General features: G+C 56.3%; 22 protein-coding genes. 4 read left to right on the top strand and 18 right to left on the bottom strand.

What is annotated here, in order from left to right:
- The first annotated feature begins 1 nt into the window (after position 1).
- Positions 2-1,597, top strand: coding sequence for a GMC family oxidoreductase (locus tag GOV85_RS07145; RefSeq protein ID WP_171176461.1), 1,596 nt, complete (start codon positions 2-4; stop codon positions 1,595-1,597).
- A 91-nt stretch (positions 1,598-1,688) separates the two neighbouring features.
- Here the strand turns inward: GOV85_RS07145 and GOV85_RS07140 are convergent, their stop codons facing one another.
- From GOV85_RS07140 to GOV85_RS07090, 11 genes are all read right to left on the bottom strand, one after another.
- Positions 1,689-3,158, bottom strand: coding sequence for a M81 family metallopeptidase (locus tag GOV85_RS07140; RefSeq protein WP_171176459.1), 1,470 nt, complete (start codon positions 3,156-3,158; stop codon positions 1,689-1,691).
- A 16-nt stretch (positions 3,159-3,174) separates the two neighbouring features.
- Positions 3,175-4,029, bottom strand: coding sequence for an alpha/beta fold hydrolase (locus GOV85_RS07135; protein ID WP_171176457.1), 855 nt, complete (start codon positions 4,027-4,029; stop codon positions 3,175-3,177).
- Positions 4,030-4,098: 69 nt separating this feature from the next.
- The gene (locus tag GOV85_RS07130) at positions 4,099-6,117 is read right to left on the bottom strand and encodes a CocE/NonD family hydrolase (protein ID WP_171176455.1); all 2,019 of its coding nucleotides are present in this window, start codon (positions 6,115-6,117) and stop codon (positions 4,099-4,101) included.
- On the bottom strand, positions 6,114-7,115 hold the full coding sequence (locus GOV85_RS07125; protein WP_171176453.1) for an ABC transporter ATP-binding protein: 1,002 nt from the start codon (positions 7,113-7,115) through the stop codon (positions 6,114-6,116). The genes GOV85_RS07130 and GOV85_RS07125 overlap by 4 nt, the downstream gene beginning before the upstream one ends.
- Complete coding sequence (locus GOV85_RS07120) at positions 7,112-8,098, bottom strand: ABC transporter ATP-binding protein (RefSeq protein WP_171176452.1); 987 nt, start codon at positions 8,096-8,098, stop codon at positions 7,112-7,114. The genes GOV85_RS07125 and GOV85_RS07120 overlap by 4 nt, the downstream gene beginning before the upstream one ends.
- Positions 8,098-8,940, bottom strand: coding sequence for an ABC transporter permease (locus GOV85_RS07115; protein ID WP_171176450.1), 843 nt, complete (start codon positions 8,938-8,940; stop codon positions 8,098-8,100). The genes GOV85_RS07120 and GOV85_RS07115 overlap by 1 nt, the downstream gene beginning before the upstream one ends.
- Positions 8,941-8,956: 16 nt before the next feature.
- A complete protein-coding gene (locus GOV85_RS07110; RefSeq protein WP_171176448.1) occupies positions 8,957-9,901 on the bottom strand; it encodes an ABC transporter permease in 945 nt (314 codons plus the stop codon).
- Positions 9,902-9,955: 54 nt separating this feature from the next.
- Positions 9,956-11,515, bottom strand: a complete 1,560-nt coding sequence (locus GOV85_RS07105; RefSeq protein ID WP_171176446.1) for an ABC transporter substrate-binding protein — start codon at positions 11,513-11,515, stop codon at positions 9,956-9,958.
- Between the two features lie 90 nt (positions 11,516-11,605).
- Positions 11,606-12,298 (bottom strand): XRE family transcriptional regulator, encoded by a 693-nt coding sequence (locus tag GOV85_RS07100; protein WP_170572598.1) that lies wholly within the window; start codon positions 12,296-12,298, stop codon positions 11,606-11,608.
- A gap of 128 nt (positions 12,299-12,426) precedes the next feature.
- The gene (locus tag GOV85_RS07095) at positions 12,427-14,466 is read right to left on the bottom strand and encodes an NADH:flavin oxidoreductase (protein ID WP_171176444.1); all 2,040 of its coding nucleotides are present in this window, start codon (positions 14,464-14,466) and stop codon (positions 12,427-12,429) included.
- Positions 14,463-15,125 (bottom strand): helix-turn-helix domain-containing protein, encoded by a 663-nt coding sequence (locus GOV85_RS07090; protein WP_171176442.1) that lies wholly within the window; start codon positions 15,123-15,125, stop codon positions 14,463-14,465. Before GOV85_RS07090 ends, GOV85_RS07095 begins: the two co-directional genes overlap by 4 nt.
- A gap of 165 nt (positions 15,126-15,290) precedes the next feature.
- Between GOV85_RS07090 and GOV85_RS07085 the strand changes: the two genes are divergently transcribed.
- Entirely contained in the window at positions 15,291-17,297 is a 2,007-nt protein-coding gene (locus GOV85_RS07085; RefSeq protein WP_171176440.1) for a CocE/NonD family hydrolase, read from the top strand.
- Between the two features lie 54 nt (positions 17,298-17,351).
- Here GOV85_RS07085 and GOV85_RS07080 read toward each other — a convergent pair whose 3' ends face one another.
- The 6 genes from GOV85_RS07080 to GOV85_RS07055 all read right to left on the bottom strand — a co-directional run bounded on the left by GOV85_RS07080 (position 17,352) and on the right by GOV85_RS07055 (position 23,422).
- A complete protein-coding gene (locus tag GOV85_RS07080; RefSeq protein WP_171176438.1) occupies positions 17,352-18,047 on the bottom strand; it encodes an ABC transporter ATP-binding protein in 696 nt (231 codons plus the stop codon).
- On the bottom strand, positions 18,040-18,771 hold the full coding sequence (locus tag GOV85_RS07075; RefSeq protein WP_171176436.1) for an ABC transporter ATP-binding protein: 732 nt from the start codon (positions 18,769-18,771) through the stop codon (positions 18,040-18,042). Before GOV85_RS07075 ends, GOV85_RS07080 begins: the two co-directional genes overlap by 8 nt.
- On the bottom strand, positions 18,759-19,700 hold the full coding sequence (locus GOV85_RS07070) for a branched-chain amino acid ABC transporter permease (protein ID WP_171176434.1): 942 nt from the start codon (positions 19,698-19,700) through the stop codon (positions 18,759-18,761). The genes GOV85_RS07075 and GOV85_RS07070 overlap by 13 nt, the downstream gene beginning before the upstream one ends.
- Positions 19,700-20,626 (bottom strand): branched-chain amino acid ABC transporter permease, encoded by a 927-nt coding sequence (locus GOV85_RS07065; protein WP_171176432.1) that lies wholly within the window; start codon positions 20,624-20,626, stop codon positions 19,700-19,702. Before GOV85_RS07065 ends, GOV85_RS07070 begins: the two co-directional genes overlap by 1 nt.
- A gap of 30 nt (positions 20,627-20,656) precedes the next feature.
- Positions 20,657-21,949 carry an ABC transporter substrate-binding protein gene (locus tag GOV85_RS07060; protein WP_171176430.1) on the bottom strand — a complete coding sequence of 431 codons (1,293 nt, stop codon included), beginning with the start codon at positions 21,947-21,949 and terminating at the stop codon, positions 20,657-20,659.
- A gap of 87 nt (positions 21,950-22,036) precedes the next feature.
- A complete protein-coding gene (locus GOV85_RS07055) occupies positions 22,037-23,422 on the bottom strand; it encodes a hypothetical protein (RefSeq protein ID WP_171176429.1) in 1,386 nt (461 codons plus the stop codon).
- A 42-nt stretch (positions 23,423-23,464) separates the two neighbouring features.
- On the opposite strand from GOV85_RS07055, the gene GOV85_RS07050 reads away from it, so the two are divergent.
- Together GOV85_RS07050 and GOV85_RS07045 are read left to right on the top strand one after the other, a co-directional pair.
- Positions 23,465-24,232 carry a copper chaperone PCu(A)C gene (locus GOV85_RS07050; protein WP_171176427.1) on the top strand — a complete coding sequence of 256 codons (768 nt, stop codon included), beginning with the start codon at positions 23,465-23,467 and terminating at the stop codon, positions 24,230-24,232.
- A gap of 219 nt (positions 24,233-24,451) precedes the next feature.
- Positions 24,452-25,618, top strand: a complete 1,167-nt coding sequence (locus GOV85_RS07045; RefSeq protein WP_171176424.1) for an amidohydrolase family protein — start codon at positions 24,452-24,454, stop codon at positions 25,616-25,618.
- A 13-nt stretch (positions 25,619-25,631) separates the two neighbouring features.
- On the opposite strand, the gene GOV85_RS07040 is transcribed toward GOV85_RS07045, so the two are convergent.
- On the bottom strand, positions 25,632-26,057 hold the full coding sequence (locus GOV85_RS07040) for a MarR family winged helix-turn-helix transcriptional regulator (RefSeq protein ID WP_171176414.1): 426 nt from the start codon (positions 26,055-26,057) through the stop codon (positions 25,632-25,634).
- Between the last annotated feature and the right edge of the window lie 2 nt (positions 26,058-26,059).

Raw genomic sequence — 26,059 nt, 5'->3', positions numbered from 1 at the left:
AATGGAAGTGGATTATGCGATTGTCGGGGCCGGTTCCGCAGGCTGCGTGATTGCCAATCGGCTCAGCGCCGACCCCAACACGAGTGTTGCATTGCTTGAGGCTGGTGGCCGCGACAGCAACCCGTGGATTCACATCCCCGTTGGCTATTTCAAAACCATGCATAACCCCACGGTCGACTGGTGTTATCGCACCGAACCTGATCCGGGGTTGAACGGGCGCTCGATCGACTGGCCACGCGGCAAAGTGTTGGGCGGCTCATCCTCGTTGAACGGGTTGCTATACGTACGCGGTCAAAAGGAAGACTATGACCGCTGGCGGCAAATGGGCAATGAAGGATGGGGCTGGGATGACGTCCTGCCTCTGTTCAAACGCTGTGAAGATCAAGAGCGGGGCGCAGACGAATATCACGGTGTTGGCGGGCCTTTGTCCGTGTCCAACATGCGTATCCAACGTCCTATCTGCGACGCGTGGGTCGCCGCTGCACAAGCGGCAGGCTACCCGTTTAACCCCGATTACAACGGTGCCAAACAAGAGGGTGTTGGGTATTTTCAGCTGACTACGCGCAACGGCCGCCGATGCAGTGCCGCCGTGGCCTATCTAAAGCCCATAAAAGGCCGCCAAAACTTGAACATCATCACAAACGCGTTGGTGTCACGCGTGGTCATAGACAAGAAAAAGGCGACCGGTCTGGTATATCGGGATCGCTCTGGGGTCGAGCAAACGCTGAAAGTCCGTCGCGAAATCATTCTGTCAGGCGGCGCGATAAACTCACCACAGATTCTAATGCTTTCAGGGATCGGAGACCCGGACCACCTGAAAGAAAACGGTATTGAACCGCTGCACGCCTTGCCGGGTGTCGGCAAGGGCCTGCAGGATCACTTGCAGGCACGGCTGGTATTCAAATGCAATGAACCGACATTGAATGACGAAGTCCGCAGCCTCATCAATCAGGCGCGCATTGCCCTGAAATACGCGTTGTTCCGCGCAGGGCCAATGACCATGGCCGCAAGCCTCGCAACCGGATTCATGAAGACCCGCCCGGATGTTGAGACCCCCGATATTCAATTCCACGTTCAGCCCTGGTCCGCCGACAGCCCCGGCGAGGGCGTGCATCCGTTTTCCGCCTTTACAATGTCGGTTTGTCAATTACGCCCGGAAAGTCGGGGGGAATTGCGCCTTAACGGCCCGGATCCGTCTAAACATGTCAAAATAATTCCAAACTACCTGTCTACAGAAACGGATTGCCGCACAATTGTGGATGGTGTGAACATCGCGCGTAGGATCGCTAAACAGAACCCTCTGGCGTCAAAAATTTCAGAGGAGTTTCGACCAACGGCAGAGTTAAGCCACGATGACTATGAAGGCACGCTGGATTGGGCCAGATCGAACACTGCATCAATCTATCACCCAACCGGCACCTGCGCGATGGGCAGCACCAAGACATCGGTTGTTGATGCAAAGCTAAAGGTGCACGGGATACAAAACCTGCGGGTGGCCGATTGCTCGATCATGCCGGAAATCGTCAGTGGCAACACAAATGCACCAGCGATCATGATCGGAGAAAAGGCCAGTGATTTGATAAAGGCGGATGCATAACAACTGATCCTCCAGCCCCATAGTTCGGCTTGGCAACGGTGTGGGACAACAACGTTGTATTAAGTTGAGAGGCAGGAGTTGGGGATTTGAATTATCCTCCGAGTATTCGAACCCCTGATCGCAGCTTTGTATAGTTTACATCTTTGAGTTCACAGGGAAACTGCCCCGGCGCGGCGCATAACAGGACGTCTTGCGCGATGGGTTCAAAATCAGCTCGGAAGTGGGCTGTGCTTTTGACGCAAATAATCCGTGCCTGTTCAGGTTCGAGATTGAACAGCCGAATTTGCGCCAGATCCAGACATTGATTTCGAATGCTGGTTACTATGACATGAATTTGCGTTCCAATCAGCTGCAATGCCGTCGAGGGGCCCAGCGTTGCAATCCCGCCGCCATACATTTCGCCCGTGTAACGACATTGGCCATCGCTCAGATGATGCACACGCACATTTGCTAAATATGGCGTGTCACCGGGGCCGCGACCGCCAATTTCTGCCTCAAATTCTGCACCTGGACCCCTGGCATGGGCTTTTGCTGCCAATTGCGGATCATGCAACAGCCCAAGAATGGAAAGTGGGGTATTCTGAATAACAAGTTCACGCAGCAGCCCAGTGGTGTCCGCCGACGCACCGGCACCTGGATTGTCCTGTACATCCGCAATCACAACAGGCCCAGCGCCAGTTGCCTTTTGGGCGGTTTCGACTGCGTCCTCTGGCGTTAGCAAAGCTGTTTCAAACTGTGTTTCAGCAGCCTGCAACTTTGCAAAAACATGCCCGGCCATTGCCTCGGCGTCGGGCTGAGAGGAACTATACGCCAGCACGGATGGACCACAATCAGCTGTGTCCGCTGCGGTAAATCCCATGGCAAGTTCAACCAGTCGCGTGCCGGGTCCGTCGAACGCCTTCAGAGTTCCATACAGCGTTTGGGCTGGCGCCACTTCTGTATACTGGATGTGCAGCGGGATCAGATACTCCCCTTGTCTCCACGATTTCGCGGGTCGGCCATTTGCATGGATTTCGCGTATCATCCGATACGCCCGTGCGCCTGTGGCAGCCATATCAAGATGCGGGTAGGTGCGGAAAATGGTCATTGCATCCGAGTAATTCACCATTTGTTGCGAGATATTGGCATGCATATCAAGGCTTGCAACAAGCGGAAGATCCGGCCCAATGATCTGTCTGATCCGCGCCAAAAGCTCACCCTCGCCATCATCCCATGACTCTGTCACCATGGCACCATGCAGGTCCAGGTAAACACCGTCGAGCGGTGTCATTCCCTGAAGTTTGTCAGTTATGAGCCTCGCGATGGTGTCAAAGGCGCGGTCTGTTACCTTGCCGCCCGGTTCTGCTGCGCACCACAGAATGGGTAGTAATTCCACGCCTTCCGCCAACGCCGCCTTTGCGAATCCGGCGATGGGCAGATTCATACCATCGGTCACGCCCAAAACGTCCCGCCCCCGCAACAATTCTGGCCAGCTATCTGCCCGTTCAAAATCACTCAGTCGCGTTGGGCTTTCCACGAAGGTGTTGGTTTCGTGCTGAAATCCTGCAATTGCAATTCTCATCTAACTGGTCAGCCGTTTACTGCTGCACCAATTCGGCGCTTAAAATCTCGCGTAGTTTTTTCGCTACGACGTCAGGTTTGTGGCGTGTCATGGAAACATGTCCCAGCCCTGGGATCTCGTGGAATGTTCCGTTCTGCGCCAGGTCCGAAACAACCTTGCACATGACTGGAGCGGTCTGAACATCCTCAGAGAAAGCGACTACATGCATAGGGACCGGGCAGATTTTCAGATCTTCGCGGCAATCGAAGTTCAGGCACGCTTCCCATTGATCGATTGTGGCTTGCGGATCGCGGTCGCGGAAGCGTTCGGTGTAAGATGCCTTGAGCTGTTCCCACAGTTCTGGTTCGTGCAGCGCTTTGGCTGGAAAGGCATAGACCGCATAGTGGGGGGCAAGAAAGTAGTCGGGTAGGGTTATGCCATCTTTTCGAAGGTCAATCTCGGCTTGCATCCAGTCGCGCGTGAACCCATCGATATAGGCGGAAGTTCCCATGGGAATGGCAAGTTGAACCTTGTCAGGAAAGTCGATCGCAGTTTGCTGTGTAACGAGGCCACCCAACGACAAGCCACATACAGTTGCGCGGCCACCCGCAAACGCATCGATCACCGCCGCACAGTCGGCAGCATAGTCGTTCATCGCCCAGGGAGGCGGGGGTGATTGGGTCTCGCCCGCACCGCGAGGATCATAGGTGATGCAACGAAAGCTGTCGGATAAGCGCGAGAACTGTTCTGAATAGGCTTCAGCAGTTTGGTCCCCACCAGGAACAAATACGATAGCAGGCCCCTCACCTTCGGTAACAACGCGCATGGTCACACCCCCGACCGATAGTTGATGAGTCTCGGCCCGCGGTCCAAACTGCAAGAATACCGACATCCTTCGTCTCCTGTTATTATACTGCTGACAGCAGCCTGTTTGGCCCGATACTTGGTTGGGTTTTAGTGGCTACATCCCGTTACGAGGGATGACGTGCACATTCTCTTCCTCATAGACAAGTTCGGTTCCGGCCCAAGCCTTGAGGCGTGAAGTTAAATGAAACTCCGTCGGTGTCGCTGTCTGTTCCGAATAGGTCCAAATCTTGGCCGACCAGCCTTCGCGGTCGAAACCGGCCGTCTGCTCCATCGTTGCGGTGGCCGAAAGTGGATCGCTGGGATGGATTGTGTAACGCCGATCTGAAACGTCGCTTAACACCGTTCCAATATCGTCGAGGCGGAAATCGCCCACTGGCCCGAAAACGCCACCATCAAGGAAAAACCTGTGAATGGTTTCTCCGTTGGTCAGATCAGTGCGGATAGAGCGTTCCATTGAACCTGACCGCACTTTCGTTTTTCGGGGCGCCGTTTGAGGCTTGCTTGGCTCGGGCAGCGCGCGTGGTTCCGATGCTTGCCCCTTTTGCGTGCGAACAGGCAGATGCAAACACGATGACCCTGAGCGGATCGTCAGCGTTACGGGTGCAGGTGCGGGCCAAAGCACGGGCCAATAAGCCGAGGCGATCTGCACTACGATGCGATGACCGGGCATGACACGGTAACCGCTGCCGTAAAGCGGTATGGTCACGGTCATGTCCTCGCCCGGCACAATTGCGGTTGGGTTGGTGTTACCAATCCGATGATTCAGATTGCAGAACCCCCGAGAAATCAGGGTTTGCGCACCGTTGGGGGCTTCGTCGACCAACAAAGCAGCAACGAAACCTTGCTCCTGATCCGCAGAAACTGTGATTTCGACAGAGGGCTGGCCCAGAACGTCAACCGCTGCTTCCAGAGGATCACCTTTGAATTGCAGTGCCCCTGCCGCATCGATCCGGCAATCTTCAGCCATGTCGCCGGGTATGGCAAACGAACACATATCGCCTGCAGCGGCCCCAAAGTTCTGTGGCGAGCAAATGGACATTGTAGAGCCAGTACGCGGCTTAATGTCCAGAGTACCGTCGTTTAACCACATCGAATAATCTTTGACATTTGGCGAGGGCCAGCTTGGTTCTTCGACCCAGCGTCCTTCACGTTGCAGATGAGTTCCACTTGGTGCCGCGCTTTCCTGCATGAAGAACCGCAAGAGTGGTTCATCCATTAATCCGGTGTCGATACCCTTTAACCAACGGTCCCAGAACCTAAGGACTTCCCCTACAAAATCGGCCTTGGGGCCCGGCACCCCTTCATGTGGATACAGGTGGGCCCAGGGCCCCATCAGGATTTTCACAGGACCGCTGAGATGTTGAGCGATACGGAACGGGGTGTCGCGATAAAGGTCCATCCACCCGCCGAAAAAGTAAACCGGAACCTCGACGTCGGCGTAGTTTTCGCAAATCGAGCCGCGTCGCCACATCTCATCATGGGTTTGGTGTTCCAGCCACATGGCAGGCCAGAAACTGGCCCCCTCCATACGTTCGCGCCACATGTCGATCCAGCGGTCTTCACCTACGATCTCGGGATCGGGCGGCATCGCATTGTAGAGCTGCATGATGGAGCCCCACCAGAAATTATCGTTGGCCAGACAACCGCCGTAGAAATGGATATCCTCGCGCCATCGATCATCCGTTCCCATCACCGGCGCGATAGCCTTCAAGGCCGGGGGTCGTGTTGCCGCGACTTGGAACGCATTATATGCCCCCCAACTTTTTCCGAACATTCCCACATTTCCATCACACCAGTCCTGATCTGCGATCCACTGGATGACGTCGTGTCCGTCTTGGGTTTCCTGATGTGAATACTCGTCTTCAGCAATGCCGTCGCTATCCCCATAGCCCCGAATATCCACCCGAATCGAAGCATACCCAGCGGCTGCAAAATGCGGGTGCATACTTTCGTCGCGCATTCGCGTGCGGTCTCGACGACGGTAGGGTATGTATTCAAGGATGCAGGGCAGCGGAGTGGTTTTCGCCGCTTCGGGCAACCACAGTCTTGCTGCCAACTGCGTTCCGTCAGGCATTGGTATCCAGACGGTTTCGATGACCTCAACATTACTCATGACAAGACGCTTTCTTTTTGCTCAGGCGGGCGGGCCCCAGGTGCCAGCGGGAAGTGGCATGCGATTACCCGCTCATCCGTAACATGTCTTTCAGGAGCATCAAAACTGCACTGCGATTGAGCCCAGGGACAACGGGTGTGGAACTCACAACCCGACGGTCGAGCCAACAGCGAAGGGACTTCAGCCGGCAAGGTGATCCGGTCGTGGGTCTTGTCCGGATCAGGCTCGGGGTTGGCCGAGAGCAGTGCTGCGGTATAGGGATGCTGCGGCGCGCTGAATACCTCTTCGGTTTCACCAGCTTCTACAAATCGACCCAGATACATTACGGCAGTTCGATCCGCCACATGATGCACCACGTGCAGATTGTGCGTGATAATCACCATTGCCAGCCCAAGACGTTCCCGCAAATCGTTCAGCAGGTTCAGCACCTCACCCTGAACCGAAACATCCAGTCCCGCAGTCGGTTCGTCTGCGATAATCAACGCCGGGTCCAATGCGATGGCTCGTGCCACTCCAACCCGCCGAGCCTGCCCTCCTGACAACTGATGCGGGAAGCGCGAGTCAAAGCTTGTGGGCAAACCGACCAGCGTCAGCAGACGCTCGGCTTCATCCCGCAGATTACGCCCTTCGATGCCGTGAATGCGGAATGGTTCCGTCACCAGATCACCCACGGTCATACGAGGTGAAAGGGATCCTACTGGGTCTTGAAACATCATCGACATGCGTTTGCGGACAGGCTTCATCGCCCTTGGGTCTAACTCGTCGATACGTTGATCTTCGAACGTTATGGATCCTGCGCTAATTTCCTGCAGACCATTCACAGCCCGCGCGAGGGTCGTTTTACCCGACCCGCTTTCTCCAACGAGTGCAAAGGTTTCGCCTCGGTTAACTTCAAAACTCACCCCGGCCACGCCCAGGATCGAGTTTCGACGCCCGAACCCACCGACTGGGAAAGAAACCTGGACGTCTTCAACCTTGAGAATGGGATCGCTACTCATGCAGTCACTCCGGTTTCCTCGGGACAATCTGCAATAATGCAGCGCGCGACATGACCGTCTCCGATGTCTTTGTCGGGCGGAGGGGCCGAGCAGGCGTCGCTCACGAGATCGCACCGATTGGCAAAGATACAGCCTGCGGGCCGCGCGCGCAGATCAGGGATTTCTCCGGGGATTGTCGGCAGATGCCGGGTGCGTTCGCTTTGCCGCGCCGGGTCGCATTCAAGCAATCGCGCTGTGTAAGGGTGGCGAGGGTCTTGGAATATCTGGCGGACGGTGCCGCGCTCCACCACTTCACCCGCATACATGACCACAACGTCATCACACAGTTCGGCGATGACACCCAGATGGTGCGAAATGAACATGACCGAACAGCCGATTTTCTGCTGCAAATCCTTGAGCAACTCGATCGTGGTCACCTCAAGTGTCGCATCCAACGCCGTTGTGGGTTCATCCGCGATTAGAAGGGCGGGTTCCATCATCAGCGCCATGGCGATGGCAATCCGCTGTTTCATCCCGCCCGAGAACTGATGCGGATACCGCGCCAGCGCCGCGCGGGCATCAGGAATGCGGACCAGTTCCAGCATCTCGACAGCGCGGTTCATCTTTTCGTCTTTCGACAAGGTCGAGCGATACTGGATATTCAGCATCTGCTTTCCGACCGAGATGACCGGGTTCAACGCGCCCATCGGGTCCTGAAACACGGTGGCTATGCGCGGGCCGCGCAGGTCGCGCATCCGCGACGAGGGCAGGCTTGTCAGTTCATCCTGCCCTTCGAACAGGATCGAGCCACCGTCGATGCTACCATTGTCTGCCAGCAGGCCCAAAATGGCGTTGATCAACGTGGATTTCCCGCAGCCGGATTCGCCCACGATGCCGACGATCCGGTTTTCCGGTACATCGAAGCTGACGTTTTTCAACGCATGCAGCGGCCCGGCTTCGGTCGAGAAGCTGACGTTCAGGTTGTCTATGCGCAGCGTGGTCATCAGCGTCCTTTCAGCCGGGGATCAAACACGTCCCGCAGCGTCTCACCCAGGAAGGTAAAGCCCAGCGTTGTGATGATGATCGGCACACCGCCGGCAATCGCGATCCAGGCGGTGTCGCGGATATTGGTGAACCCGTCATTCAGGATCGAGCCCCAGCTTGGGGTTGGCGGGCGAACACCAAGGCCCAGAAAGCTCATGCCCGCCTCAATCCCGATGACGACCGGAATGTCCATCGACGCGAGGATAACCAGCGGCCCGATCACGTTGGGCAGAATATGTACCCGCAGGATACGCGCCGATGACGCGCCCATACTTTGCGCTGCCGTGACGTATTCCGAGGTTTTCAATGCAATGGTCTGGGTTCGGATGATCCGCGCATATCCAGGCACGGTGACCAGAACGACAACAACCATCACGGCGGTCAGTGACGGCCCCATCAGCGTCACCAGCGCAAGGGCCAGCATGACGGTTGGAAAGCTCTTCATTGCGTCGAACAGCAGGATCATCAGGTTATCCAGCCAACGCGGCCCGTAACCTGCGATCAGACCGAGAACGATGCCGATCACCAGCGAAACCGCCGTCGAGACCAGCGCGACAAACAAGGCAATCCGTCCGCCGTGTAGCACGCGTGCAAACAGGTCCCGGCCCAACTGATCCGTACCCATCAGGTGATTTGCGCTTGGTCCCTGAAATCGGTCCCGCGGATTAATCTTGGTCGGGTCCCAACTGGTTAACAGATCGGCGAAAACGGCGCCGAAGATGACAAACAGGACAAGGAACAATCCCAGCGCGCCCAAAGGTTCTCGCAGGATTTTGCGGATCGGGCGCCACAGTTCGGCCATGCGCCCGGGGGCGGGATTAGAAACTGCTTCTGACACGGGGATCCAAAGCTCCGATAATGAGATCTGCCAACAGGTTGAGCAGAACGAAAAGGACGGTGGTGATCAGCACAGTGCCTGTCACGATGGGGAAGTTGCGCGTCAGGATGGCGTCATAGACCAGCTTGCCGACGCCGGGGCGGGCAAAGACGATCTCGGCAAAGACGGCCGAGGACAGCATCTGGCCGATGCCCACGCCCAGCAAGGTGACCGTGGGCAGGATCGCAATCGACAGGGCATAGCGAAAGGTGATCGTCCTGTCTGGCAGGCCAAAGGCGCGCGCGGTACGGATATGACTGGCCTCTAGCACTTCGAGCATCGAGGCGCGGACCATGCGGGCGATATAGCCAACCCAGCCCAGACCAACCGCCAGCGAAGGCAGGATCAGGTGGGTCAATTGATCGCCCAGATCGCCGGGTTCGCCCGCGCCGATGGCAGGCAGCCAGCGCAATTCAACAGCAAAGATCAGCAGGGCATAGATCGCAATGACAAAGGATGGCACCGCGATTACCGCCACAGAGAGGATACCTACAACCCGGTCAGCCCAGCTGCCGCGGCTGACTGCTGCCCAGCAGCCCAGCGGGATACCAAGCGCCACCGACCACGTGATGCCGCCAACGATCAGGGCCAGAGTGTAGGGCAGTTGTTCGAAGACAACCGTGGTGACGGGGCGGCCTGATAGAACCTCATCCCCAAGATCACCGGTCCAGGCGCCGATGTAGAAATTCCAGAACTGAACCAGAACCGGCTGGTTCAGCCCCATCTTTTCGCGCAGGGCGGCGCGCATTTCCTCGGTTGCCCGAGGGCCCAGTGCTACCGAGGCCGGATCGCCTGGGATCAGGTAGATCATGCAAAACAGCAGGAACATGGCGACCGAGACAATCGCAGCAGCCAGTCCAAGCCGTTTGAAAAAATAGCTTAGCATACGTGCCCCCTATTGGCGGACGGGCGGCATTTGGATGCCGCCCGTTTGCGTGGATCAGGCGGGTTTGAACAGCGGCAACAACGGCTCGCCATTCGGCTTGAGGCCCGGATCGACCGTATCCTTGTGGATCAGGCCAACTACCTCATGCGTCAGGAAGACGTAGCAGCCGCTTTCATCCATGAGACCCTGCATCTTCTTGTAGATCTCATCACGCTTGGCCGCATCGCTTTCGACCAGACCTTCTTCGTGCAGCGCTTTGTATTCCTCGTTGTTGAACCGTTCCCAGTTCCAGACGCCGACTTGTTCCGGCGTGAACCAGACGGTCGCCCAGCTTGGGTCAGGGTTCATCGAGAACCGGCTGAGCACCAGCTGCAGGTTCATGAAGTAATCGCCATCCTTGGACCCCAGCGTCCAGAACGTACCGCTGTCATTCTGTTTGATCTCGCAGGTGATCCCAACATCGGCCAGATTGGCCTGAATGACCTGCGCTGCCGTCAGACGTTCCGACTGGTTCAGGATGTCCAGGGTAACGGTCATGCCCTCGGCGCCTGCCTCGGCCAGCAACTCGCGCGCCTTGTTCGGGTCATAGTCATAGGTGACACTGTCGCGGCTGCCCGGCAAACCCGGTGCGATAATGCCGTTGCCCACGGCGGCAGCGCCGAAATAGGCCGCATCGACAACCGTTTGCCGGTCAATCGCGTGCTGGATAGCCCGGCGGATACGAACGTCTTTCAACGCTTCGTTGTCCTGATTCATGCCCAGCCAGACATAGGCCAACGAGGGTTTTTCTTCGACGACCGACCCCGCAGGTGGGTTTTCCTTGAGCCGCGGCAGCGAGGAAACCGAAGTCCAAGTGTAATCCAGATCACCAGCTTCGAAACCCAGCTCGGCGGTCGAGGGGTCTTCGATCGGCAGGATGTGAATTTCCTCGTATCCGCCCGGCTCATACGCCCAGTCCGGGTTGCGTTTCAGAACGGTTTTCTGTTTGGGCACCCATTCGGTCAGAATATACTGGCCGGATTGCGCCACCGGCTCAGACCCGATCTTGCCGCCGATTTCCCCGACAGCCTTGCGCGACACGATGCAGGACGCAGGTGTTGGCAAGGTTGTCGTCCAAAGCGGAACGAATTTGTTTTTCAGATGGATCAGGCCTGAGAGGTTGTCCTTGACCTCAACCTCTTTCAGCGCGCTCCAGTCGCCAGCGTATGGACTTTCATTGGCTGGATCAGCAATCCGCTCGATCGAGAACTTCACGTCGTCAGCCGTCATTTGGCCAAAGCCGTCCGTAAAGCCGATATTGTCGCGCAGCTTGAAGGCGATGGTCAGGTCGTCCAGCTGTTCGATGCTTTCGACCGCAACGGGGCGCCAGTTCCAATCGTCGCCTTGCTGGTTCGACACCAGTGGGGCATAGATCGACCGCATGATATCGGCTTCGGGCAGCGCCAGCCAAAATGCGGGGTCCAACACTTGCAGGTCACTATAAGACCGGATGGTCAGAACCGTCCCATCGGCGCTGACGGCCATATGCGGAAAGGCAAGGCTGGCTGCGCCCAATGCGCCAGCTCCGGCCAAAACGGAGCGTCGGGAAACGTCCCCTTTGAAAATCGAACTCATTTGCTTACTCCCTGTTTGTCTTCGTATCCGGGCATCTGTCCGGCGTGGTTGCTTGCGGGCAGAGCCCGCGACTTCAGGTGCCAGCAGGCGTTATCCGTTCTTTTTCTTGTGTGACTGTGGCAGTTGCTCGTCAGCGCCAAGCGCTGAGAATCTTGGAATGATCACGGGTGAGTTCACCCAGATCATACGCGCAGGTTGGTCAGTTACGTTGCGCAGGACGTGCAGGATTTCACCGGGAAAGCTAAAGCTGTCACCCGTGCGCAAGGTGACGGTTTCATCTTCCATCACCAATTCCAATTCACCATCCAGAATGACCCCGTGCATCTCGCCATCGCGCGAGAAGTACTGGTCAACAACCTGCTCGGAATAGGGGCGATAGTCCGACACGCCCAGACAGAACCCGCCACCGATAGAGCTGGACAGCAACTGATCTGCATAGCCCGACTGCTCGATGGGCTCATCATACAGCAGGTTCAGATTGCGGCGGTTGGACTGCCGCACAACATAGGCGCGCTCTAACGGGCCGGATCCGGGGCGGTGATTGAAAAACCATTCCTCTGGCACGCCCAGAGCGTCCGCAATTCGCGAGATTTTGTTGAGCGAGGCGCTGACCGTTCCGCGCTCGATTGCGCTGAGATGGCTGATCGAAACACCGCTGCTGGTCGCAAGCTCGGCCAGTGTCATCTGACGTGCTTTGCGCAGCTGACGTACCTCGGCCCCAAAGGCCGCCAGGCCCTCTTCGCTCGCAGTACGGCTGTATTTTCTTGATGCGCCCTGGCTCACGAATCCTCCCTTCGGTTACTAGGTGCTTCAGGAATGCTACGACAACTTTTCTTTTTCGCAAGAATTTTTGCTAATTTTTCCTTTATTGCTTTTCAAACTCGTCTACAAAACTTGGTTTTGCACGCATGTCACCACCGAATTCCAATCCGCAGCGCGTCATAGATTGCAGCGTGAATGTTGCGTGCCGATACGGCGTCTCCGATACGATAGAGGTCAAATTCCGCCTCGGGGTTTGACTGTGGAAACAATTGGCCTGCGCCCGAGACAAGTGCGCCTTGATCTACGGCACCCCTATTGCGCGAAAGCGGTTTGAGATCAAAGTAAAGGTCGCCCAGCGGTAGGGTGCCCTGATTGACAACTATCTGATCGTAATACTGTTTCTCTCTCAGGTCCGAGTAATCGGTACCGACATGGGCCAATAGCTGATTGCCGGATTTCTCGATCGCGTTCAGTGTACGTGTCACCGTGAAAACGGCGCCGGTCTTTTGCAGCGCACGCATATACGGCACCAGGTTCATCGCCATCACTTCCGGCGCGAAACTGCGATCACGTGTCATGATTTCGACACGCGCGCCGGTGGCGGCGATAACTTCGGCCGCCATCAGCGCAGGATGGTCCCCCGCATCATCATAGATCAGCACGTTTTCACCCGGCTGCACATCGCCAGACAGAATGTCCCAAGCAGAAATCGCCAGTTCATTGCCCGAATCGAGGATCGTCGTCTCGGGCAAACCACCCGTTGCGATCACAACCATGTCCGGCGACAGCGCGGTTACGTCCGCGACATCGGCGAAGGTGTTAAAATGAAATTTCACGTCCCGCGCCGCACATTGGGCCATGCGCCAGTCGATGATCCCGATCATTTCGGCCCGGCGTTTGGATTGCGCGGTCAGGCGCACCTGTCCGCCGGGTTCAGGTGCGGCCTCTAGAACGGTGACTTCATGCCCGCGCTCTGCTGCAACGCGCGCTGCTTCAAGCCCACCCGGACCTGCGCCCACAATGACCGCGCGACGACGTGTTTCAGCCACCGGTATGATATGTGGCATGGTCAATTCGCGCCCGGTTGCCGGGTTGTGAATACATAATGCTTCACCAGCCTGATAGATGCGATCCAAGCAATAGGTCGCCCCTACGCAAGGTCGGATGTCATCCTCCTGCCCGGCTTGTATCTTGGACACAATCAACGGATCTGCCATGTGGGCACGGGTCATCCCGACCATATCCAACAGGCCCGAGGCCACGGCATGGCGCGCCGTCGCCACATCTGGGATGCGCGAAGCATGAAAAGTTGGCATTCCAATCTCGGCCCGCACGCGCCCGGCAAAATCCAGATGTGGCGCACTTTTCATGCCCTGCACGGGGATCACATCCGTCATGGCGGGGTCGGTATGAATGCGCCCGCGAATAACGTTCAGAAAGTCAACCTGACCGCTATCGCGCAGCCTGCGCGCGATTTCCAACCCCTCCTCCTGAGTAATGCCGCCCTTTTGGACCTCGTCGGCGGTGTAGCGCACCCCTACGATAAACTCTGGACCCACACGGTCGCGAATTGCATCCAAAACCATGAAACCAAAGCGCAATCGATTGTCGAGATTGCCCCCAAACGGCGCCTCCATCGTGTTGGTCAGCGGCGACCAGAACTGATCCAGCAGGTGCCCGTAGGCCTGCAACTCGATCCCGTCCAACCCAGCAGCCTGCATCCGTTCGGCGGCGTCGGCATAATCGGTCACAATCCGCTCAATGTCGAAGTCTTCCATCTTTTTCGGAAAGGCCCGATGCGCAGGTTCACGATAATGCGACGGCGACAGAGACGGCAGCCAATCGCCCTTGTTCCAACCGGTGCGCCGCCCCAGATGGGTCAGCTGGATCATCACGGCACAGCCATGGACATGGCAGGCGTCGGTCAGTTCACCCATCCAGCGCACGACCTCGTCCTTGTAGGCAAGGATGTTGTTGAAGACTGGCGGGCTGTCCCGGCTGACAGTGGCAGAACCTGCGGTCATCGTCATGGCAACACCCGCTTTCGCACGCATTTCGTGATAGGCGCGGTAACGTTCCTTGGGCATTCCATCTTCGGGATATGCTGGCTCATGACTGGTAGTCATGATCCTGTTTTTCAAGGTCAGGTGCTTCAATTGGTAGGGCTGTAACAGAACATCGCGGGTCATTGCCGCGTCTCCTGTTCCGCAGCATTGGTCACCGCGACATCCTTTGGAATGACCACTGGTGAGACTGCCCAGATCAGGCGGCAGACCCGGTCTGTTCGATTGCGGGCATGGTGCGGAATACGTGCGTCAAAACTGTAGCTGTCCCCGGCGCGCAGAGTAATGAATTCATCACCGATCCGCATTTCCAACTCGCCCTCAAGAACCAACCCGTGTTCTTCACCTTCGTGTTCCTGCAAAGGATCCTCGGGGCGTTCTGAATGCGGCGCATAGACCGCCATACCCATGTAAAACTGCCCACCAATCGAGCTGGACAACAATTGGTCGGTATAGCCAAGCTCTGCCGCATCCTGACCGTAAAGTGTATTAAGGGCACGGCGGTTCTGAGCACGCACAACAAACGCTTGCTCCATCGGTCCAGCACCGGCGCGTCGGGCAAAAAACCAGTCAGGCGTGACGCCTAAGGCGCTCGCAATGTCTTGCAGGACGTCAACCGAAGGTTTGGATACACCGCGTTCAATCGCCGACACATGGCTGAGCGAAATACCCGCCTCTTCGCTCAACTGTTTGAGAGTGAGTTGGCGAGCCTTGCGCAACTGTCGAACCTCACTGCCCAGCGAAGAAATTGCAGATGGCAAAGCGACGACATTGTCAGATGGCATTTGGCTCTCCGGATTTAGGTCAAGCGATCTATTTTCTCCAAAATTGAAATCAGACTGGAATTTTAAAGTCAAATTCTATTTTCAAATGAATGAATGTACTGTATTGCAAATATTCTTGGGATTTGCAGAACTGGCTCGAACACAAAACGCATGTGGCGGATCACTATGGCGGACCAAACCGAACATCCTTTTGACGTTACAGAGACGGACCATCTGTGGATCAGAATGCCGGATGGAGTGCGACTGGCCGCCCGGTTGTGGCGCCCTGTGACGCAAAGGCCTGTCCCCGCCATCTTAGAATACATCCCCTATCGCAAGACAGACATGGTGCGCGCGCGCGATGAACGGAACCACCCTTTTTTTGCTGCCCATGGGTATGCATGCATTCGGGTGGACATGCGTGGGTCTGGCGACAGCGAAGGACATATGTCGGATATGTACGCGCCAGAAGAACTGGATGACGCGCGACAGGTCATCGATTGGCTGGCCGCGCAGCCCTGGTGCAACGGCCGCGTCGGGATGTTTGGTACGTCGTGGGGTGGCACGGCCTCGCTGCAGGCCAGCGCAAATGCGCCAGACGCTTTGAAGGCGACAATCGCTGTTTGCGCCACACATGACCGGTTCGAGGACGACATCCACTATATGGGTGGATGCGTTTTAACGGATACGTTCGAATGGGGTGCAACCTTGCCATCCATTCTGGCCTCACCTCCGACACAAAACGTTGGGGCAGGCTGGAAAACCTTGTGGCAAGAGCGCATTGAAAACCTCTCCTTTCCTTTGGAAAACTGGCTACGCGAGGACGCACGCGGTGCATACTGGCGACATGGGTCTGTAATTCACGAGACAGATGCGTTTTCCGTACCGATCCTGTCCGTAGGGGGTTGGAGCGATCGGTATTCAAACTCTGTCATGACAATGGTCGATGCGCGCCCTGACCTGGTGTGGGGGGTGGTGGGCCCTTGGGGGCACCACTATCCCGATCACGGCGCACCGGGACCGGCGATTGGGTTTCAGCGTTTGGCACTGGATTGGTGGGATCATTGGCTGAAACCAGACACTCCGAAAACACCGGATTGGCCGCGGTTGCGAGTCTGGCTGCGCGAATTCGATACGCCGGGCGATACGCTGGTTGAACGGCAAGGCAACTGGATCGAAAGCGGCCCGACGATCGAGCATGTTGACCCTCAGACAGTCTCTTTGACCAGCCTCGAGTCGTCTGCAGGTCACGAGCCTTGGGTGCTACCAAACTCGCGAAACGTTGGGCAGATGTCCGGGGACACGGGCTATTTCGGACGCGCAGGTGGTTTGCCTCTGGACCAGTCCGACGACGACGCACGGTCTTTGGTTTTTGAAACAGCCCCGCTGTCCGAAGATCTTGTGCTGTGCGGCGCAGTGGACTTGACCCTTTCAGTTGACGTAAAGGGCTATCCTGCGGTTGTCGCAGCCCGGCTAAGCGACGTCAACGCAAGCGATGAGGTGGCACGGATCAGTTATGGCGTGCGCAATCTGGCCCTTGATGAAAACCTGGACAGTCGATCGCATCCCGATCAAACGGGCCGGGTGGATTTTTCGATGCGCCTGCACACGACAGCTTATCGCGTTCGAAAAGGGCACCGTCTGCGGCTTGCCTTATCTTCGGGCCTGTGGCCGCATTTACATTTGCACGCACCACCGCAAGATATTGTAATACAAGATGGTGCGCTGAAATTGCCTGTTTTTAATGGTGCCACCATGGACTTGTCAGCGCAATTGCCGCCGCCTGAACCGCTGCCAAAAAAGCCTTCGCACAAGGTTGTTACGTCAAACAATCTGGTGCGTTGGAATAAACAAATAGCCGGCAGTCACGAGATTGGATGGCATCAGCCGATGATGCTGGTTTTCTATCCAGACATCGGGACAACATTTGGGTATGAGACGCGCATGTCCCACACAACGTCGCTGGATTCGCACGAACACCAGCGAACCCAAGTCGATCATCGGATGGTGTTTGAGCGCACGGACGGAACTGCCGATGTTCGCGTGTCCCTTCTTGCAAGCGCATCACGTGGCGTTACTACTGTTCATGCCAACCTTACGGCAACTTGGAATGGCGCTCCATTCGCGGCACGGACCTGGACTATTCGCCACCCTGCCAAGGGGGGCATTCCAGAACGAGACGATGACAGTTGAGCAAACACTTTTGTCCGCGTGAAGCACGGATCAAGCACTAGCGGTCACCATCATTCAAACACCAAGGTACTTGGTGAGGATCGTTCCATCCTGAGCGACATTCGCAGGTGCAACGGTTTCGCGATCCTGACCGTTTTCAATGAACGTGATACGGTCTGCTATCGACAAAACCGCATCAATCCGCTGCTCTACCAGAATGATGGCATAGCCTTGCGCCTTCATTTTGACGACCACTTGTCGGATCTGTTCGATTATCGAAGGTTGCAGACCTTCGGTCGGTTCATCCAGTAGCAGGACTTTAGGGCGCAGGCACAGCGCGCGGGCTGTTGCCAGCATTTGCTGTTCGCCCCCCGAAAGCGTGGTAGCGACTTGGTCCAGGCGCTCTTTCAGCCGAGGGAAAAGTTCCAGAACCCAGTCTCGAGTGTTCGCGCCTTCGCCGCGTGCCATCAGACCCATTTCGATGTTCTCTGAAACAGTCAGCTCAGGGAAAAGCCGCCGACCCTGCGGGATGTAGCCTATGCCGCGTTTGGGCACGAGGTGCGCCGGCAAGCCACTGAGACGTTCCCCATCCAGCGTGACTTCACCTTGGTTCAAGGGTAGTTGGCCCATAATGGCCTTGAGCAGAGTCGTTTTCCCGGCCCCGTTGCGGCCCATGAGACAGTGTATTTCCCCGGCCTTGACCGACAAAGACACACCGAAAAGAACTTTTACCTGACCATAGCCGGTGTGAATATCAGTGACCTCAAGCATTGGCAGTTGTCCCGAGATATGCGGCTTGCACCGCCGCATTCGCGTGGATTTCGTCAACAGTTCCCGAGGCTAAAAGGCGACCTTGATCCAGCACAGCTACATGGTCGGCGGTCTCGGTGACTACACGCATATTGTGTTCGATCAGTAGGATTGTTGTCTCTTTGGCCATTGTCCGCATCAGCGTCACAAATGCATCCACTTCGCCTTCGGCCAAACCCTGTGTCGGTTCGTCAAGGATGAACAGCTTTGGGTCTTGCGCCAGACCCATAGCAATTTCCAGCACCCGTTGATGGCCATAGCTGAGATCCGAGGCAACCTGATCAGCCCGGTCCCCCAATCCAATCTTGTCCAGAACGGCGGCGGTCTTTTGAGCATGGGCCGTCTTGTCGTGCGCCAGCTTCCGGCCTGCCGCTAGGGCGACGTTGTCTTCGACCGTCAGCCCGGGAAAGATCGATGTAATCTGAAACGTGTAAGCCATGCCCAGTTGTATACGTTTATGTGCAGGCAAACGGCTGATGTCCTGGCCCTCAAAATAAACGCTGCCACTTGTCGGTTTCGTGCGCCCGCTGACCATACCAACGAAGGTCGATTTGCCAGCCCCGTTGGGACCGATCAACGCAGTTATCGCATTCCGCCGCAGGGAAAAATCTATGTCGGTGTTGGCCTGAAGCCCGCCATAAATCTTTGTCAGGCCTTTGGTTTCGAGGATACTTACGGCAGCCATGACACAGCTCTCTTGCGCAATGTGCCCGCAATGCCTTGCGGGGCGAACAGGGTAAGAAGAACCAAAGCAATGCCGGCAACCAGCATATAGGCATTGGTAAAGCTGCTAGAGACATCGATCAGGTAGAACATGAAGATCACCCCGATAAGAGGGCCGACCGTAGTTCCAGCGCCACCAAGCAGGACCCAAAGCAGCGGAAAGATCGAGTAATGGACCGCTGCAAAGCTGGCCCCGACATAGCCGAACAGCATCGCATAGGCAGCGCCTGCCACGCCCGAGAACAATCCCGATACAACCAGCGCGGCAAGCTTCAGCCGCCCCACGTCATAGCCCAGCATCCGGGCACGTTCCTCATTTTCCCGAATGGCGACGAGGCGCTTGCCAAAAGGGCTTTGCACCAAACGCGCCATGGCGAGAAAACAGATCGCGAACAGGATAAATGCCGTGAAATAGCGCGCCGTTTCCGTGGTCAGGTCAATTCCAGCGATGCTGCGTTGCGCCTGTTGGATGATAAAGCCCTCGTCGCCGCGAGTATATTCTCCAAAATAAAGGATCACGAGATAGAAGGTTTGAGCAAACATCAGCGTCACGATCATGAACGCCACACCAATGGTGCGCAACGCCAAAAAGCCAACAGCGACGGACAACAGCCCTGCGGCGGTAACTCCGACAGCAAAGGCGGGCAGAACAGTCAAACCGCCAAAATTCATGCTCAGCCCAAAGCCGTACATTCCGGCGGCAAAAAACATGGCGTGGCCAAGGCTCAGCAGGCCGGTATAGCCAAAAAGCAGGTTGTATCCGATGGCATAAATCGCCAGCACCATGATCCGCGAGAATGCACCCACGTGATAGGCGGGAAGCACGAAGAAAAGCGCCACAAGCGCAAGCAAAACGCAAGAATGCAAAGCGGCTGATCTGAACACCACCATCAGGCCGCCACCCGCCCCATCAGGCCCTGCGGCCTGAATACAAGCACCATTGCCACAAGGAAAGTTGCGATGATTTTAGCCAGGGTCGGCGAGAAAAAGACCGAGATGATGCCGTCACTCATTCCGATCAGAACAGCTGCAATCACCGTGCCGGGCAAACTGCCAAGACCGCCGATGATCACCACGATAAACGCCAACAACAACGGATCTCCGCCCATTAAATAGTGGGCCTGTTGGATTGGAACGACCAGCACCGCGCCCAGCGCGGCAAGCCCTGCTCCCAATCCAAAGACCCAGGAGTAAACGCGATTGACAGGCACTCCAAAGGCCTGCGCCATTCCGCGGTCCTGCTGGGTTGCGCGCATGATCAATCCGATCTTGGTGCGCGTCAGTACGAACCAAAGCACCCCCAGCACCGAAATTGCGGCAAATATCACGAACAACTTGTATGTCGTAACGCTCAGCCCCCAGGGCCAGATCATCTGGAACCCGTCCGCGCCAAACTCGAACCACGGAAGAGCCAGGCGGGTATTGAAGGGCGGCTCAACCGGCCGCGCCTCTGGACCGTACAGCATCAGCGTCGATTGTTGCACGATGTACAAAATGCCGATCGTGGCCACGATGGTCCGATCCACGTCATAGTCGATCCGTTTGAGGATCAACTGATCCACCCCCGATGCAATACATCCGACCAGTACCGGCACGATAAGCAAAGCAGCCACGAAGCCAAAAGCCGCATGTCCACCGATCATCGTGCTGACTGCCCAGGCGAAAACCGCACCCAACATGAAGAATTCGCCATGGGCGACGTTTACAACGCGCATGACGCCAAACACGATGCTGAGCCCCATCGCCGTCAGCACAAGAATAGCCGAGATGACCGCCCCCTCGATGGAGGCGAGCATCAGGTGAGGGCCGAAGTCCATACCCTGCCTCGCTTTTGCCTGTTGATGGGATCAGAAGGATCGCGTGGTGTAATCCACCTCATCCTCATACAACCCGTCCTCGATCGACGCCGTATGCACCACATCCAGCCGGCCGTCACCGACCTTTGAGATAAACTGTTTGCCAAAGGCCTGATGTGTCTTGCCGTTGAAGACTTTATCGCCCTGCGGGTGTTCGATGGATTCAGGCATGTCGCTCATTGCCTCGACCGCTTCGATCAGTTTGGCGCGATCTGCAGGGCCCTGATAATCCGCCGCTTCCATACCGGCTTTGATGACATGCAGCGTTTCCCAACACCCGAACATATGGGCGTAAGTGGCGACGTTAGAAGGGTCATCTATTGCTGCACCACTGTCATTGACACCAACGGCGGCACGATAAGCCGAGGCCGCCTCGGATTCGTTGGCCTGCTTGTAACGAGGCATACCTTCCCAGAAATATGTACCTTCAAGGAACTCCAAACCCGGGCTTTGGATATCAACCGCTTCAAGACTGTCGATAAACCCAAAAATCTCGGGTCGGCTGGGCCCAAAGAACTCGCCCATTTCCTTGACGAAGGTCAGCACGGCCGGTCCTACCATCACGTGATAAATCACCTCGGTCTCGCGAGGGATGTTTGGAAAGTAACGCGTGAAGGTCGTCTCGGTGGGTGGGATCGCAATCTTCGCAACAACCTCACCACCCTGCGCTTCGATCGCTTCCGAGAAAAAGTCGCGGTGATCGTGGCCAAAAGCAAAGTCAGGATAAATCATCGTGACCTTCTTGCCCAGATTGTCAGCCACAAAAGGCGCCATCGAAATGACCTGGCTTTTTACATCTGTAATACCGGGTTGCAGCGTATACCGGTTTAGCATGCCGCTGGCCACGTGGTGACCTTCGGAGACAACAAAATAGGGCAGTTTCAACTCGCCCGCGCGGGGTGCAGACCCGATCACGACGTGGCTGAACAGAGTGCCGAAGGCAACGTCAACTTCGTGCTGGTTGGCGAATTTTTCTAACACTTCGGCACCGCGACCGGGGTCGGTCGCGTCGTCTTCGGTGATGATCTCGACAGGACGCCCATTGATACCACCCATCTCGTTGATGCGCGCAGCAGCGGCGGTCGTCGCAACGTCATACCATCGTCCATATGCCGCACCGATGCCGGTCGCGTGCTTCTGGAACCCAATCTTGATCGGAGCCGAGCCTTGCGCTTGCGCAAAACCAAGCGAACCGGGCAGCACACCGCCTGCCGCCAAAGCTCCTGCACCGGCCCCCAGACCCAGCAATGTCTTGCGGCGACTGATATTTGAAGTCTTTGTCATGACGTTCATCTCCTCTGTTGTTTATAGGGCGGTGCTTCGCCTCTTTTGTGATCAGTTTGTATGTATGCTAACGAGTTGTCTACTTTTTTAAGCGCCGCGTGGACTTGCTAGTAGCCACAACCCGAAAATCGTATAGCAAATCATCAGGATAGACAGGCCCAATTGCAACACAAGTATGTCCCGGCGCGTGTGGCAAAAGGTTTCAGCCGTCCGGTGGCTGAGTATGACCGCCAGCACATGGGACATCACCACGACCCCGGCCTGAGTGAGCCAAATGGCCTTCACAGTGCCGGGGACCGTCAAAAACCCAACCATGACCCGACGGCTACCAAGCCCGAACAGGTTCCAGCCAAGCGCAAAAGGGTCCGCCAATGTTGCGATCACAACCTGTATTTGCACAAGGAACGTCACGAAGTAGTGGGCAAAATGATAACCAATCGCAATCGGCAGCAAAGTGATGGAAAAGTGAATGAACGCGTTTTTGAAGGGTATTTTCTCGCGCACCAGTACGGTTCCTGAAAACACGGCAAATCCAAACACGCAACTCAGCAGCAGGACGCTGCCATAAAGGCCCACCGTTGTCGGCCAGATCAATGCCGTCCGGCCCGGGTACTCCAACGGGTTGACCCCAATCTGCGCCAACCACCAAAAGGTCTCGTACAGGCCGTCAAAGCTGCCTGCTGCCAAGGTTACCAGAACCAAAGCTGCATGGCTCAGATCGAACCTACTGCCTTGAAACACCTGCCACCCCGGCAGACCAAACGCTCCGGCGCGCGCGATCCTCATAGTGCCGATCAAGTTGAACAAAACCGAAAAGCACTCGACTTGCTCCAGCCAAGGTCTGCGCCCAAACAGGGTCATTCCCGCCAAGGTGAACATCCAATACCCGAACGCGAAACGCGCAAGTCGACCGGGGTCATTTGGTGCCGCATCGGCCAGAACAAATCCTTGAAACGCCGCCATCAGAATAACCGCCGGCCAGATCGAAACCTCTTTGGGCAGCCTAAAAAGCGCTTTGTGATCCGGGGCCAGAAGGCGATGCAAACCCGGCCAGGGATTGACCCATTTCCAGACATCAAAAACCAGCGCCTGCACAACAAACAACAGCATCCACCATACTGTCCACAAAACCAAAGGCATCAGGTTCGCTTGTGGATCCGTCGGCCCTCGCAAGCCAATCAGGATCAACCCCGCCAGGCACAGGGACGCGGCAATCTGACCCCAATGGTGCCATGTGCTGTCTCCTCGCCCACGGTTCAGAACAATAGGCCTGAGCACAGTTGCAAGCTGGCCGGGCCTGAGGCAAACAAGAAGCAGGATCGTGATTGTTACGGTCAATGCTCCGCCGGTAATGTAGGCGGTAGTAGGCAACAAAAGAACAAAGCCCTGATCCGCCGCATGGGCAAAAGCCGGTTCCACGCTCGATACTGCAATGAGAAACGCGGCGAGAAGGGGCTTCAAAATCGGCGCCATTTTGTTAGCATACACACAACTTCGTTCAAGGAGGCAGATTAAATGAGAAAACGCTGGTTCGCCGTGGCAGGCATCGCGGCTGCGTTGGGTCTCGTTTACATGTTCACTGGTACGCCGCAAACCACAATGAAGGTCAGCGACGGACGGGCCATCCCGATGGGAGCCTCGGGATCGATGTTCATGGTTACGCTGAACCTGCAAAACGATGGTGAACCTCGCACTCTTCTAGCTGTCACGTCGCCTTCCGGAGGCCAAACATCCTTAATGAATCCCGGACGTGACGGACCACTTGTAGTGCCCGGAAGTGATACGGCGCAACTGGCAATGGATGGCGCTCATGTCATGTTGCAAGTCCCGGAGGGCGCGTTCCCCGAAGGTACGTACCATGCGCTTGCGCTGGAATTTGATGACGGCACCGAAGTTGTCACCCGCATCTTGCACCCCGAAGCGACCGGTGGCGCGAGAGGAATGGATCACAGTATGTCCAACGGGATCGCTGTTTCACCCAGTCCAACCATCGAGCTGGCGCAAGATCCAGATGTCAGCACAGACGGGTTCGCCATTGAAATCAGTGTTGAGAATTTCGAGTTTGTCCTCATTGAGGATAGCGCACCACATGTCGATGGTCAGGGGCACGCGCATATCTATCTGAACGGTTTTAAGTTGGGCCGCCTTTATGAAGAGCGCTTTGAGATCGGCGCTCTTGCGCCCGGCGACTATATTCTTACCGTCGCACTGAACTCCAACGACCACCGCCCTTATGTTTTCGAAGCAGCACCTGTTGCTCTGACCTACAGCTTCGGCCTTTAAGAACTTGGTATGAGATAGGGGCTGTCCCTGATCGACACACAGCGCTCCGTTTTTTTCAGATGCACTTCAGACTGGTCGGCTTATTATTCGCATACTAATGACTGAGTTTCGATACACCGCTCTGCCAATTGCTTTGCGATGTTTAAGGCTCGTTCCAGAATTTTCTTGACGCGCGCTTACATCCTATATTCGTATACTAATGAATATCGGGAGGATCTTATGGAAAAACTGGTCATCAAGAACATCGGTATGATCCTGTCCGGCAAGATGGAAGACCCAATCTTTGACGGCGATTGTTTGATTGCGATCGACGGCAAGATCGATGCGTGGGGTTATGAAAAGGACCTTGATACAGACGACCCGACCTCTGTTGTTGACGCGCATGGAGTGACGCTGGCCCCCGGTTTGATCGACAGTCATGTGCATCCGGTTGTCGGCGATTACACCCCGCGACAACAGCAACTCCACTGGATTGACTCCACCCTGAATGGAGGCGTGACCACGATGATCTCGGCCGGGGAGGTCCACATGCCCGGCCGACCCAAAGATGTGATCGGCCTCAAAGCGATGTCGATTGCAGCACAGCGTTGGTACGAGAATTTTCGCCCCTCAGGCGTCAAGGTTCACGCAGGTGCCCCAGTGATCGAACATGGTATGGTCGAAGAGGATTTTGCAGAGCTGGCGAATGCTGGCGTGAAATACCTGGGCGAAGTTGGCCTGGGGTCGGTCAAAGATGGCAAAACCGCGAACCAGATGGTCGAATGGGCCCGCAAATACGGCATTCAGTCAACAATCCATACCGGGGGGCCGTCCATCCCCGGGTCTGGTCTCATTGACGCAGATATGGTGATCGAAACGGGTACGGATGTGATCGGCCACATCAACGGCGGTCACTCGGCGCTGCCAGATGACCAGATCATCTGCCTGTGTGAAACCTGCACCAAGCAAGCCTTTGAAATCGTGCATAACGGTAATGAACGCGCTGCTGTGCTGACCGTGAACACAGCGCGTGAACTTGGCAAGCTGGATCAGGTGATCCTGGGCACTGACGGGCCAGCAGGGTCAGGTGTACAGCCCCTTGGCATCCTGCGCATGATCGCGATGCTGTCAGCCTTTGGAAATGTCCCGGCCGAGATCGCCTTTTGCTTTGGCAACGGCAATACCGCACGACAGCGGGATCTGAATGTGGGCCTGATCGAAAAAGGCCTGTGCGCCGATTTTGTTCTTATGGACCAGGCCCAGCACGCACCGGGGAAAACCATGCTGGAAAGCGTTGCGCAAGGGAACCTGCCCGGTGTCGGCATGACGATCATCGACGGTGTGATCCGCTCGGAACGTTCACGCAACACACCTCCAGCGCAACGCCTGCCGGAACGCATCCTCTAAGCACGACGGAAGGTCAGGTGATCTTTCTGAGCAATGTCAAAAGCGTTTTTTGTTCAGATTTCTTGAGCGGCGCCAGAGTTTCCTGTGAGATCCCTAACCCATCTGCATAAAGCTGGTCTATCAATTGCGCACCCGCATCGGTCAATGAAATGATCGAGCGTCTTTTGTCTCCGGGATCGGCAGTCGCTTGCAACAGACCCTTGGCCTTCAGCCGGTCGACCACCCCTTTGATCGTCGCGATATCCATTGCCGCAAGTCGGCCCAGCTGATTTTGCGAAACCTCTTTCTTCTCGGCCACGCGGATCAGCGTGGAAAACTGAGTGGGCGTCAAATCTCTGGAGATACGGTTCTGAAAGATGATCGAATGGCGTTGGCTGGCCAACCGCAAAAGATATCCGACCTGATCTTCTAGACGGTAGGGATCGACGCTGTCTGACATAA

It is taken from the genome of Ruegeria sp. HKCCA4633 (assembly GCF_013034605.1).
Classification (GTDB): domain Bacteria; phylum Pseudomonadota; class Alphaproteobacteria; order Rhodobacterales; family Rhodobacteraceae; genus Ruegeria.
The sequence above is the reverse complement of the archived record's forward strand: the minus strand, read 5'-3'. Positions and strand labels throughout refer to the sequence as shown.